This is a genomic window from Stenotrophomonas sp. (assembly GCF_031995405.1).
In the GTDB taxonomy this organism is placed as follows: Bacteria; Pseudomonadota; Gammaproteobacteria; order Xanthomonadales; family Xanthomonadaceae; genus Stenotrophomonas.
This window is the reverse complement of the sequence record NZ_DAMAGC010000119.1, coordinates 1-12,814: the sequence shown is the minus strand read 5'-3', so window position 1 is coordinate 12,814 and position 12,814 is coordinate 1. Positions and strand designations below refer to the sequence as shown.

General features: G+C 68.3%; 10 protein-coding genes and 1 pseudogene. 1 reads left to right on the top strand and 10 read right to left on the bottom strand.

Annotated elements, in window-relative coordinates:
• Positions 1-838, top strand: a pseudogene (locus RTO53_RS16495) (hypothetical protein); the annotation flags it as partial.
• Between the two features lie 712 nt (positions 839-1,550).
• On the opposite strand, the gene RTO53_RS16490 reads toward RTO53_RS16495, so the two are convergent.
• From RTO53_RS16490 to RTO53_RS16445, 10 genes are read right to left on the bottom strand one after another with little or no spacing between them, the layout of a single operon-like run.
• On the bottom strand, positions 1,551-2,525 hold the full coding sequence (locus RTO53_RS16490; RefSeq protein WP_312238818.1) for an ABC transporter substrate-binding protein: 975 nt from the start codon (positions 2,523-2,525) through the stop codon (positions 1,551-1,553).
• A 31-nt stretch (positions 2,526-2,556) separates the two neighbouring features.
• Positions 2,557-4,299 (bottom strand): amino acid ABC transporter permease/ATP-binding protein, encoded by a 1,743-nt coding sequence (locus tag RTO53_RS16485; protein WP_312238817.1) that lies wholly within the window; start codon positions 4,297-4,299, stop codon positions 2,557-2,559.
• Complete coding sequence (locus RTO53_RS16480; RefSeq protein ID WP_312238816.1) at positions 4,296-4,841, bottom strand: GNAT family N-acetyltransferase; 546 nt, start codon at positions 4,839-4,841, stop codon at positions 4,296-4,298. Before RTO53_RS16480 ends, RTO53_RS16485 begins: the two co-directional genes overlap by 4 nt.
• A complete protein-coding gene (locus RTO53_RS16475) occupies positions 4,838-6,049 on the bottom strand; it encodes a M20 aminoacylase family protein (RefSeq protein WP_312238815.1) in 1,212 nt (403 codons plus the stop codon). The genes RTO53_RS16480 and RTO53_RS16475 overlap by 4 nt, the downstream gene beginning before the upstream one ends.
• Before the next feature lie 10 nt (positions 6,050-6,059).
• Positions 6,060-7,403 (bottom strand): LLM class flavin-dependent oxidoreductase, encoded by a 1,344-nt coding sequence (locus RTO53_RS16470; protein ID WP_312238814.1) that lies wholly within the window; start codon positions 7,401-7,403, stop codon positions 6,060-6,062.
• Between the two features lie 16 nt (positions 7,404-7,419).
• On the bottom strand, positions 7,420-8,415 hold the full coding sequence (locus RTO53_RS16465) for an MsnO8 family LLM class oxidoreductase (RefSeq protein WP_312238813.1): 996 nt from the start codon (positions 8,413-8,415) through the stop codon (positions 7,420-7,422).
• Entirely contained in the window at positions 8,412-8,774 is a 363-nt protein-coding gene (locus RTO53_RS16460) for a DUF3088 family protein (protein ID WP_312238812.1), read from the bottom strand. The genes RTO53_RS16465 and RTO53_RS16460 overlap by 4 nt, the downstream gene beginning before the upstream one ends.
• Before the next feature lie 51 nt (positions 8,775-8,825).
• A complete protein-coding gene (locus tag RTO53_RS16455) occupies positions 8,826-9,164 on the bottom strand; it encodes a hypothetical protein (RefSeq protein ID WP_312238811.1) in 339 nt (112 codons plus the stop codon).
• 10 nt (positions 9,165-9,174) lie between these two features.
• Complete coding sequence (gene msuE / locus RTO53_RS16450) at positions 9,175-9,747, bottom strand: FMN reductase (protein WP_312238810.1); 573 nt, start codon at positions 9,745-9,747, stop codon at positions 9,175-9,177.
• Positions 9,748-9,800: 53 nt separating this feature from the next.
• On the bottom strand, positions 9,801-12,383 hold the full coding sequence (locus RTO53_RS16445) for a TonB-dependent receptor (protein ID WP_312238819.1): 2,583 nt from the start codon (positions 12,381-12,383) through the stop codon (positions 9,801-9,803).
• Between the last annotated feature and the right edge of the window lie 431 nt (positions 12,384-12,814).

Genomic DNA, 12,814 nt, shown 5'->3' with positions numbered 1-12,814 from the left:
AGGCTGGCACGACGGCGCGTGGCTGGCCGAATCGCTGGGCGACCACGACACCGCCGCGTGGGCCCGCGCGCAGTACACGGCCCTGCACGATGCACTGGCCGCCTCGATCCGTGCGACGATGGCGTGGAAGGGCATCGACTTCATCCCCTCCTCGGCCGACCTGGGCGACGGCGATCCCACCGGCGTGTCGATCGCGCTGGATCCGACCGGCGCGCAGGATGTATTGCCGCCGGACGCGCTGCGCACCACGTTCGCGCGTTATCTGGACGATGTGCGCAAGCGCGGCCAGCCAGGTGCGCTGTATGCCTACACGCCGTACGAGATCCGCAACGTGCTCAGCTACGTGCACCTCGGCCAGCCCGAGGCCGCCGACGAACTGCTGCAGGGCCTGCTGCACGATCGCCGTCCGCTGGAATGGCAGGTGCTGGCCGAGGTGGTGCACTCGCGGCTGCGTTTCCCGCGTTACCTCGGCGACATGCCGCATACGTGGATCGGGGCCGAGTATGGTCGCACGCTGTTCGGGATGCTGATGCGCGAAGACGATGATGCGCTGTCGCTGCTGCCGGGCACGCCGCCGTCCTGGGTGGCCGGTAATGGCCTGGCCATCGACCGCTTGCCCACCGCCTACGGCACGCTGCAGCTGCAGGCGCGACAGCAGAACGCGGCCCTGCGGCTCACGCTCGGCCCGGGCCTGCGCAAGGACACCGCCGTGCGCGTGTGGTGGCCGTCGCGGACGCGGCCGACCAGCGTGCGCGTGGATGGTCGCACGGTGAGCGATTACGACGCCGATGGCGTGCTGTTGAAGCAGCCGTTCCGCACGCTGGAGGCACGCTGGTAACCCGGCAAGGCAGCCGGGCATGGCCCGGCTCTACAATGCGGCCAGAGCCGTATCGGCACCGCGTCGACGTAACCGGGGGGTAGAGCCGAGCCATGCTCGGCCCCGCGTCCACCCACCCCGGTAGAGCCGAGCCATGCTCGGCTGCTTCAATGCCGAGGGGATGCGCATAAAGCAGCCATTCCGCACGCTGGAGACGCGCTGGTAACCCGGCAGAGCAGCCGGGCATGGCCCGGCTCTACCAGGGCGCAATGCGGCCAGAGCCGTATCGGCACCGCGCCGACCTACCCTGTAGAGCCGAGCCATGCTCGGCTGCTTCAATGCCGAGGGGATGCGCATGAAGCAGCCGTTCCGCACGCTGGAGGCGCGCTGGTAACCCGGCAGAGCAGCCGGGCATGGCCCGGCTCTACCAGGGCGCAATGCGGCCAGAGCCGTATCGGCACCGCGCCGACCTACCCTGTAGAGCCGAGCCATGCTCGGCTGCTTCAATGCCGAGGGGATGCGCATGAAGCAGCCGTTCCGCACGCTGGAGACGCGCTGGTAGCCCGGCAGAGCAGCCGGGCATGGCCCGGCTCTACAAGGGCGCGTTGCGGCCAGAGCCGTTTCGGCACCGCGCCGACCCACCCTGTAGAGCCGAGCCATGCTCGGCTGCTCCACCCTGCTCCGCTGCTCCACCCTGCTCGGCTGCTCCACCCTGCTCGGCTGCTCCACCGCGTCACAGGTTGGGCAACCCCGGTGGATTGGTCTGCGATTGCGCCACCGCCTCTTCGCTGACGTTCCAGCGCTGCAACGCCTGCGCATAGGTGCCCGAGGCGATCTGCGTATTCAACGCCTGCGTGATCGCGTCCGCCAGCCCACTGCCCTTGCGCGTGGTCACCGAGATCGCCGCAGCATCCGGCCAGCCGCCGGGGAACAAGCCCACCCGGCGCACCTTGCCGTCGCGCGCGGAATACGCGCCGGTGGCATTGGGTTCGAAGGAGACATCGGCGCGCCCGGTGATCACCGCCAGGCGGCCCACCACCGCATCATCGAAGTACTGGTATTCCACCGGCTTGAGCCCGGCGGCGATGTTCTGCCGGTCCCATGCGCGCAGGATCTGGTCCTGGTTGGTGCTGGCGCCCACCACTACCTTGAGCCCGGCCACATCGGCCGGCGTGGTGATCTTCCGGATCGGTCCGTCGGTGCGGGTGTAGATGCCGAGCAGATCGAAGCGGTAGCTGGAGAAATCGAACTTCTGCTTGCGCGCCTCGGTGACGGTGATGTTGGAGATCACCGCATCGTACTTGCCCGACTGCAGGCCCAGCGGCCAGTCCGGCCACGCCACCGGCACCAGCACCAGCTTCAGGCCCAGCGCGTCGGCGATCAGCTTGGCGATATCCGGCTCGACCCCGATGATCTGTCGGCTGTCGGCGCCGTAGTCGGCCAGCGGCAGCTGCGCCGGGTGGGTGGCCACGGTCAGCGTGCCGGGCGTGACGAAGGCGAAGCCGGGCGGAATCAGCGCCTTCGCCTTCGCATCCGGCGTGCCGGTCAGTGCGGGTGCGTCGGCACCGGCCAAGGACGCCGTACCGCCCGGCGCCGCTTCTGCGCCCTGCTCGACGCGCGAATAGACGATGCCGGCAACGCCGACCACCAGCACCGCAGCGATCAAAACGCTGCCGGTGGAAAAACGTCGCGTGCGGGGTGCGCTCATGGGATGTCCTGCAGAAAGGAGATGGCGTGCATCACAGGGTCTTGGCCAGGAAATCGGCGGTACGCTGCAGCCGTGGATGGTCGAACACGACCTCCGGCGGGCCCTGCTCGATCACCCGACCCTGGTCCATCATCACCACGTGGTCGGCGACGCGACGCGCGAAGCCCAGCTCGTGGGTGACGATGACCAGCGTGGTGCCCGAGCGCGCGAGTTCCTCGATCACGCTGAGCACTTCGGAAACCAGCTCCGGGTCCAGTGCCGAGGTCGGCTCGTCGAACAGCAGCACCTTGGGCTGCAGCGCCAACGCACGCGCAATGGCGATGCGCTGCTGCTGCCCACCGGACAGCTGGCGCGGATAGGCATGGGCCTTGTCGGCCAGCCCGATCCGCTCAAGCAGGTCGAAGGCCTGCCGTTCGGCCTGCGCGCGCGCAACGCCCCGCACCGCGATCGGGGCTTCGACGATGTTTTCCAGCGCGGTCAGGTGCGGGAACAAATTGAAGTTCTGGAACACCATGCCCACATCGGCGCGGCGCCGCCGGATCTCGCCTTCGGGCAGCTCGTAGAGGGTGTCGCCCTCACGGCGATAGCCGACCAGCTGCCCGCCCACCGTGACGTAACCGCTGTCGGCGCGCTCCAGGTGGTTGATCAAGCGCAGCAGGGTCGACTTGCCGGCACCGGAGGGACCGATCAACACGGTCACGCTGCCTGCCTTCAGCTCCAGGTGCACATCGTCCAGCACGGTCTGCTCACCGAACACCTTGCCCACGCCCTGCAGCGCCACCGCCGCGCCACTGCCGGGCACGATCCGCGCCGCGATCGACGGCCGCGACGCGGCGCGGGCAGCACCACCGGCAGCGGCCTGCACCAGGCGCGACGGAACCGGCGACACACTGCGCTCGCGATGCAGGTGGCCGCGCGCGTAGCGCCGCTCGACCCGTCGCTGCACCAGCGACAACGCGGTAAGGATGACCAGGTACCAGACGGTGGCCACCATCAACAGTGGCACCACTTCCAGATTGCGGCGGTAGATCACCTGCACCGTGTAGAACAGCTCCGGCAGCGCCAGCACGTAGACCACCGAGGTGCTCTTGGCCAGGTTGATCACATCATTGAACGCCCCCGGCAGGATCGAACGCATCGCCTGCGGCAGGATGATGCGGCGGATCTGGCGGCCACGCGGCAGGCCCAGTGCGGCGGCCGCTTCATACTGCCCGTGGTCCACCGACAGGATGCCGCCGCGGATCACCTCCGCCGAGAATGCCGCCTGGTTGAGGGTCAGCCCGAGTACGGCCGCAGTGAACACACCGATCAGCTGCGTGGTCGGATACGAGAACAGGCGGATGTCGGTGAACGGCACGCCCAGCTCGAGGGTGCTGTACAGGTAGCCAAGGTTGTTGAGCAGGAGCAGCAACACCAGCAGCGGAATCGAGCGGAACAGCCACACATAGCCCCACGACACCGCCGACAGCAACGGCGAGCCGGACACCCGCGCAAGCGCCAGCACCGTGCCCAGCCCGAAGCCCAGCGCCGTGCCCAGCGCGGTCAGCCACAGCGTGCGCGCCAGGCCTTCCAGTACCGGCCTGGCGAAGAACCACTCGGCAAACGTACCCCAGCCCCAGCGCGGATTGCCCAGCACCGACTGCAGCCCGACCAGGATCAGCGCCAGCGCCAGCAGCGTGCCGAACAGCTGCAGCGGATGGCGTGCCGGCACGATGCGCAGCGCCGGCGATGGCGGCGCGACGATGCCGGCCAGCGTAGTGGAGGGGGTGCTCATGCGTGGACTCCGTGCAGGGCGGGCGCAGCCGCGGCGCTCACCTGTTGATGCAACGGCAGGTGCTTCTCGAACGGCAGGTGCGCCACCGTTTCCGGATCGGCCCGCAGGTCGAACAGCGCGCGGTAGCCGTGGCTCAGGTACAGGCCAACCGCTTCCGGCTGGCGGAAGCCGGTGGTCAGGTAAACGCGCCGATACCCCTGCCGCGCCGCCTGCTCTTCCAGCTCCTGCAGCACGCGCCGCGCAATGCCCTGCCGGCGCAGGCCAGGCAGCGTCCAGATGCGTTTGAACTCGGCCGTGTCCGGATCGCGATGCGGCATGAATGCCCCACCGGAAATGGCCTGTCCATCACGCAGCAGCAGCACGAAGGCGCCCACCGGCGCGGCGAATGCCTCGGCCGGATAACGCTCCAGCTCTTCGCGCGCACTGCCCCCGATGCGGCCGCGCACGTCGGCGTAACGGTGGTCGTATTCCTGCTCCAGCCCATCGAACAACGGTCTGGCCAGGGGGTCATGCACGGAGGTGTAGACGAAGTGCTCGCTCATGCCGGGTCCTCCACCAGGTAACGCTCGGCCAGCCGCGCCCAGAGGCTGGCCGCCGGGGCGATCGCTGCATCGTTGAACACGTAGCGCGGGCTGTGCAGCGGCGCGCTGTCGCCGTTGCCGACGAACACGAAACTGCCCGGACGCGCCTGCAGCAGGAACGCGAAATCCTCGCTGGCCGTGCGCGGCGCAAAATTCTCGACGACATGGCCCGCGCCGAATGCCTCCAGCGCCACCTGGCGCACGAAGGCGGTCTGCTCGGGATGGTTGATCACGCTGGGGAAGCCGCGCGGAAACTCGATCTCGGCACGCGCGCCGAACGCGGCGGCGGTGTGCTCGGCCACCTCGATGACACGCCGACGCAGGGTCTCGCGTACCTCCGGCAGATAGGCGCGCACGGTGAGGGTCAACGCCACCGCGTCGGGGATCACGTTGGCCGCCTTGCCGCCGTGGATCGACCCGACGGTCACCACGCCCATCTGGCGCGGATCGATGTTGCGCGCCACCACGCTCTGCAGCGCGGTGATGATGTGCGCCGCCGCCAGGATCGGATCGACGCTGCCCTGCGGTTCGGCGCCATGCCCGCCCTTGCCCACCACCTGCAACCTGCCCCAGTCCACCGAGGCCATCGCCGGGCCATCGACGAAGCCGAAGTGTCCGGTCGGCACGCCGGGCCAGTTGTGCAGGCCATAGATCGCATCCACCGGGAAGCGCTCGAACAATCCGTCGGCCAACATCTTCGAGGCGCCCGATCCGGTTTCCTCCGCCGGCTGGAACACCAGCTGCAGCGTGCCATCGAAGCGCCCGTGATGGGCCAGGTAATGCGCGGCCGACAGCAGAATGGCAGTGTGGCCGTCATGCCCGCAGGCATGCATCAGCCCCTCGCGCTGACTGGCGTAGGCCAGCCCGGATTCCTCGTGGATCGGCAGCGCGTCGATGTCCGCGCGCAGGCCAAGCCGGCGGCTGCCCTGCCCGCGCTGCAACGTGCCGACCACGCCGGTACCACCGAGGCCGGTCGTCACTGCGTAGCCCCAGGTCTGCAGCAGCTCGGCCACGCGGGCGCTGGTGCGATGTTCTTCGAAGGCCAGTTCCGGATGCTGGTGCAGGTCGTGACGGAGCGCGATCGCCGCGTCGGCGCGCGCGGCGATCGCCGGCAACACGCCGGCAGTCGGCGTCCCTAGGTCCAGCGGTGGACGATGCAGAAGGTTCATGGGGAGTCCCTCAGCTCGCCTTGCGCGCGGGTGCGGCGTCATCGGCGTAACGGCTGGCCTTGCGTGGCAGGCCCAGGTGATCGCGCAGCGTGCCACCGTCCAGCGTGCCACGGTGGTAGCCACGCGCCTCCAGCAGGGGCAGCACCTGGCTCACGAAATCGTCCAGGCCTTGGCGCTGCGCCGCAAAGCCGAGAATGAACCCATCGCTGGCACCGGCCTCGAACCAGCGGATGAGTTCGTCGGCCACCTGTTCGGCAGTGCCGATGAAGGTGGGCCGCGGGCTCACCGCCTGCAGCGCCACCTCGCGCAGGCTCAGGCCGTGCACGCGCGCATCGTGCTTGATCTTGTCGGTGGTGGAACGGAACGAATTGGCCCCTACTTCGCCCAGCTCCGGGAACGGCGCGTCCGGGTCGTAGCGGGTGAAATCGTGGTGGTCGAAGAAGCGGCCCAGGTAGGCCAGCGCATCGTCCAGCCCCGCCAGTGCGGCAATGGCCTGGTATTTGGCCTCGGCCTCTTCGGCGGTACGGCCGACAATCGGCCCGATGCCGGGGAAGATCTTCACGTCATCGGCGCTGCGACCGTGCGCGATCGCCGCGTTCTTCACCTTCTGGGTGAACGCGCGGGTTTCCTCCAGCGACGGCGCGTGGGTGAACACCGCATCGGCGTACTTGCCGGCCAGCGCGATGCCGTCATCGGACGCACCGGCCTGGAAGATCACCGGCTGGCCCTGCGGCGAACGCTGGATGTTGAGCGGGCCTTCCACCTGGAAGAAACGCCCCTTGTGATCCAGCCGGCGGAACTTCTCCGGCGAGAAGAAGGTGCCACTGGCGCGGTCGCGCACGAACGCATCGTCGTCCCACGAATCCCACAGGCCCTGCACCACCTCCAGGTACTCGTCGGCGATCTGGTAGCGCAGCGCATGCTCGGGATGCGGGCGCCCGTAATTGCGGCCGGAGCCTTCCAGCGGCGAGGTCACCACGTTCCAGCCGGCACGACCGCCGCTGATCAGGTCCAGCGAAGCGAACTGGCGCGCCACCGTATACGGATCGCTGTAGGAGGTGGACAGCGTGCCGGCCAGCCCGATCTTCTTGGTTGCCGTGGCCAGTGCCGAGAGCAGCGTGATCGGCTCGAAGCGGTTGAGGAAATGCGGAATGGATTTTTCGTTGATGTACAGACCATCGGCAACGAAACCGAAGGCGATACCGTGGTCTTCGGCGGTGCGCGCCACGTCGATGTAGTACTGCAGGTTGACGCTGGCATCGGCCGGGTTGGACGGGTGCTTCCACGCATGCATGTGGCTGCCGGGGCCTTGCAGCATGATGCCGAACGGAATGGGACGCGGGGTCTTGCTCATGGGAATCTCCTGCGGGTCAGGCCACGGCCGCGCGCGGCGCGGGCGACAGCAGTTCGAGTGAGGTGAGGCGTGCGGCGAGGTCGGCCACCGGCGCATCGAGAATGAATTCGCCGACGCCGAACCGCTGGTGCAGCGCGTCCAGTGCGCGGCGCACCTGGTGGGCATCGCCGGACAACACGCTGGGATGGGTCTCTTCGATGCGGTAGTTGGCCACGCCGACCTGGCGTGCGTACTCGGCCGCCGCTTCCGGGCTGGGCAGGTTCACCGTCTGCCCCGGCGCCAGATGCAGCTTGTAGATGCGCAGCGCGCCCACATGCCGCGCCGCGGCCTCGGCCGTCGGCGCGGCAAACGCCACCGTCGCCAGCAGCGGCGCGTGCGAGGACACATCGCGATAGGCGCTGAACGCTGCATCGATGCTGCGTGGATCGCCATCGAAATGCGCGGCGTACACGAAGCGCCATCCCAGCTCGGCGGCCAGGCGCGCATTCTGCGGGCTGGCCCCCAGCAGGAAGCGCTCCGGCGGTGTCTGCGGCAGCGGGCGCGCCTGCGCGGCAGCATGCAGATGCCCGTCCGGCAGCGTGGCCGACAGGAAGCCTTCCAGATCGTGCAGCTGCTGCTCGAACGCACCGATCGGCGGCCGCCCCGCGGCGAGCGCAGCGGTTGAGGCGGGCAGTCCACCGGGCGCCTTGCCGACGCCCAGGTCGACCCGACCCGGCGCGAGGCTGGCCAGCAGGTTGAAGGTCTCGGCCACTTTGTACGGGGCGTAGTGGCGCAGCATCACCCCGCCGGTGCCGACCCGGATCCGTCGGGTCTGGGCCAGCACCCAGGCCGCCAGCACTTCCGGCGCCGGACTGGCCAGCTGCGGCGTGGCGTGGTGCTCGGCAAACCAGTAGCGGTGATAGCCCAGGTGCTCGGCGTGCTGGGCCAGGCGCAGGCTGTCGCGCAGCGCCTGCTCGGGCGTGCCGCCATCGCTGATCGGGCTCTTGTCCAGCACGCTGACCAGGTAGCTCATGGGTGCGCCACCGGAATGCCGAGCAAGCCGTTGAGCGCGGCCAGGATCGGCTCGGCACCGGACACATACTGGCGGTCCTGGTGGCTGCCGCTGGCATGCGCGGACTGCACGCCCTGCGGCAGCACCAGCTTGGGCAGCGACTGGTCCTGCTCGCCGATCTCGGCGATCACTTCGCGGCGCGGTCGCGCAAAGCCGATGCGACGCACATCCAGTTGCGTGTCCAACCCGGCGATGCTGGACAGTGCGCCCTCCAGCAACAGGCTGTGCCGGCAGAAGAACTGCTGCCCGGGCAGCGCGCCGTCTTCGAAGGAACGATCGAGCAGGAACAGAATGGGTTTGTGCGGGGGATAGGCAGACACGGAAGCGTTCCTCGTCTTGGCCCGCGCCAGCGCGCCGTTGGAACCTCGATGCTAGAGAAGGCCGCGACGCGGGCCGCGTCGCAATTCGACAATCGGCGGTCGGATCCGGCCACGCAAATGCGCGTTGGACATATGCAAAGCGCCTGGGGTTATGGCACCGCCTGCCGCAGCACCGGGCGACACCTGCCAGCCCAACGCCAGCGCGATCCGCTCGGCCACGATCCGCAGGATGCGGCGGCAATCGCTGGCAGCCAGTTCGCAGGTCTGCCTGCGCGATGCCTGCGTACCCAGCGGTCGCGCCTGCAATGTGAGCGCGTCGACCAGGCCGGCACGCGGCGTCGCCAATCGATAGCTGCCGAGGATGAGGAAGGCCAGGTGGCGCAGCTGCAAGCGCGGCAGCCTATGCAATGCGGCGCAGCGTCGGTGCCGCCGCCGGCCGCAGGTGCCCTGCAGCGCGTTCGGCGGCCAGTTCGATGCGCGCCTGCAACGCGGCGCTACTGACCCGATCCTCACTGAAATCCCCCGGCGTGGCGTATACCCCGATCGGCAGCGTGTGCGCCTGCAGGAAGCTGAAGAGCGGCCGCAACTGGTGGTCGATGACTAGGGCGTGCCGCTCGCTGCCGCCAGTGGCGGCCAGCAGTACCGGCGTGTCGATCAGCGCCTCCAGCCCGATGAAGTCCACCAGGTGCTTGAACAGGCCCGGATACGAGCCGCGATACACCGGCGTGGCGGCCACCAGCAGGTCCGCCGCTTCGATCCGTTGCAGCGCCTGCTCGATGCGCGGCTCCACTTCGCTGCGGGTCAGGGCCTGCCCCAGCGAGCGGGCAATCGGCGCCAGTTCGATCAGCTGCACGTCCATGTGCAACCGAAGCCGAAGTTCGTCCAGCAGATGGCGCACCAGCAGCAGCGTGCGCGAGTTGACCGAGCTGGTCGGCGAGCCGATCAGCGCGACCACGTTCAATGCAGATGACATCGCAATGCTCCCTGTGTAGAGCCGACTGTCGGTCGGCTGCGTTTGCCACACCCTCAGAACCGGTAGTTGATGCGCCCGTACCAGAACGCGCCGATGGTGCTCAGCACGTCGCCGGTGTCCCAGGTAGTCTCGATGCTGGCCACGTCGGTGGCGCTGCGGGCGTACTCGGGCACCTTGCGGGTGCGCTTGTCGAACAGGTTGTTGATGCCCAGCGCCGCGCTCCAGCCAGCGCCCAGTTCCACCCCGCCGGACAGGTTGGTCACCAGCACCGGCGGCTGTTTGTATTCCACCCCGTTGTTGAGCCGCTTGATCGGCCCGTAGTAGGTGACGTCGAGGGCCGAGCGCCAGCGCCCGTTCTGCCAGCCAAGCCCGGCCACCTGCGTGTAGGCCGGGGTGCGGAAACGCAGCGCGTACTCGCTCGTTTTGTTAAGCAGGTTGATGTTGGGCAGGCCCTGCAGCACCGTCGGGATAGCGCGCACCTTCTGGATGGTGGTGCGCCCCACGTTGGCCGCATAGCTCCAGCGGAGCTTGCCCCACGCGGTTTCCTGGTTGGCTTCCAGGGTCAGCTCCAGGCCCCGCGTGCGGGTGTCGCCCACGTTGGTGAAGTAGCTGGCATAGAACGCATCGCCGGGCAGGATGCTGATGCCAGCCGAGCCCAGCAGCGCATCGATGGTGTTCTTCTGCGCCGCGCTCAGCACGGTGCCGCTGTTGTCGGTGATGCGCGAGGGATCCTGCGCGTTGTAGCCGATCTGGCTGGACTGCCCGAGCTGCCCGCGGATATCGATCTGGTAGGCATCCAACGCCAGGTGGAAGGCCGGGCTCGGGTCCCAGGTCACGCCCAGGCTGTAGTTGTCCGCCTTTTCCGGCTGCAGGGGCGTCGCACCCAGTGCCAGTGCCGCCGGCGAGGACACCTGCGCCACCAGCGTGGTGCCGCACGGGCAGCTGCCGGTGGCCTGGTAGTACTGCGCACCCAGGCTGGGCGCATGGAAGCCGTTGCTGACCGTGCCACGCACCCCGAACGTATCGGTGATGTCAAACCGTGTGGTCAGTCGTCCGGTCGACACGCTGCCAAAATCCGAGTGGTCTTCCCAACGCGCGGCCGCGTCCAGGTACCAGCGCGCGGTGACGTTGGTGGCCGCACCGATGTACACGGCCTTGCTGTTGCGCGTGGCCTCCACCGCATCGGCGGTGGAATAGCCGACGAATGCGGACGCGCCGAAGCCGGTGTACGACTCCCACTGCCCTGCCCCGCGCTCATAGCGCTCATGCTGGTACTCGGCGCCGACACTCACCTCCAGCGGCGAGGCGAACGCCGCCAGTTCGAACCCGCGGCGCAGGTCCAGGTTGGCAATGCCCTGCTGGTAATCCAGCTTGCCGTCGTAGAAATCGGTCGGCGCATCCGGATAGGCCAGCGAGAAGTTGGCCGAGTTGCGCGTATAGGTGCGCACCGTGTTGCGGTTGCCGGTGACACTGGCATCCACATCCCAGCCGCCCCAGTGCCCTTTCACTCCGGCAGTGCCGGTGTACTGTTTTTCCTTCGTTTCCAGCACCGGCAGGAAGCCATCGGGCCACACGCTCAGCACACTGGGCGCCTTGTAGGTGCCGAAGATCGTCGCCGGCAGGCGGAAGTTCTGGATCGCCTGCGCGTCGCGGTCGCTCGCGGTGGCAGTGGCGTAGAACTGCGCGTTGTCGCCCAGGCCGTGGCCCACGTTCACCGCCAACGCGGTCAATGCATACGACGGCGAACTGAGGATGGTGTTGGCCTCCGGGTTCCGCGTGGCTTCGGCCGGATTGGGCGTGGCACCGGCCGGCAGGCGGTTGTTCGGCCGCAGTGCCACGAGGTTGCCGTTGGCATCCACGGCCGGATAGCTCAGGTAGCCGTCAATGTAACGCCGGGGGCGGATCGCATGGTGCTGCCGCGTGTTCTCGCCGGACAGGTTGATGAAGCCATCCTGGCCCCACGGCAACCCGATGTTGGCGCGCACACTGGTGCGGCTGCCGTCGCCATCGATGCTCTGCCCACTTTCCACCGACACGTCGCCGCCGTGCGCGTTCGACTTGAGGATCACGTTGATCACCCCGGTGATCGCATCGGAGCCATACAGCGCCGAGGCACCATCGCGCAGCACTTCGATATGGTCGATGGCCGCTACCGGGATCAACGCCAGATCGGTCCACGCATGGCCTGGATAGCCGCCCCCGTTAGCGCCGCTGACGTATGCGCTGGCGTTGCGGCGCTTGCCGTTGACGAGCACCAGCGTGTAGCCCGGCGACAGATTGCGCAGCTGGTAGCCACGAATGAGGCTCTCCTGGTCGCTCTGGTAGCCGCCGATCTGGCTCAGCGACGGCAGGCTGCGCTGCAGCGCTTCCAGCAGGTTGGCCTGCCCGGTGGACGCCAGGTCCTCGGCCGAGATCACGTCGATCGGCGTGGAACTGTTCTTGACCGTGCGCGTACTGGTGCGCGACCCGGTCACCACCACCGCATCCAGCGTGGAGGCGGCGGCAGTGCCCGAAGAGACCACCGCCTCGGGCGGTGCATCCGGCCCGGCAGCATAGGCAGGCGATGCGCCAGCGGCCAGGCCGAGGGCGATCAGCACGGAGAGGGACGACAGGGTCGGCACGCGTGCCGCAGGCAGGGAGCGAAAGGCAGGGGGCATGGGGACTCTTGGAAGAAGGGGGGACGGTCACCTCCGCGACGGCAGGTCGCAGGGCATCAGCTCGCGTTCGGCGTGGGAACCACACACCGGCAACATCGCGACGGCGCAGGCAGCGGCATGTCAGGGCCAGATGAAGAACAGGCCTCCATTCAATGGCCTGCAGCCAGCGCGCAACAGCCAGCAACGCGTCACCCACCCGCAACATCGCGCCACGGACATGCCCGTTGGTGATGACGTTAGGACCGCACACCCGCAACGACCCCCGTAGAGCCACGCCATGCGTGGCTGAACCCATCACCGCCCACCTCGCACACACCACCCGCAATAACCACCCGTAGAGCCACGCCATGCGTGGCTGGACCCATCACCGCCCATAGCCCCAACACCACACCGCATATATCCCAAGGTAA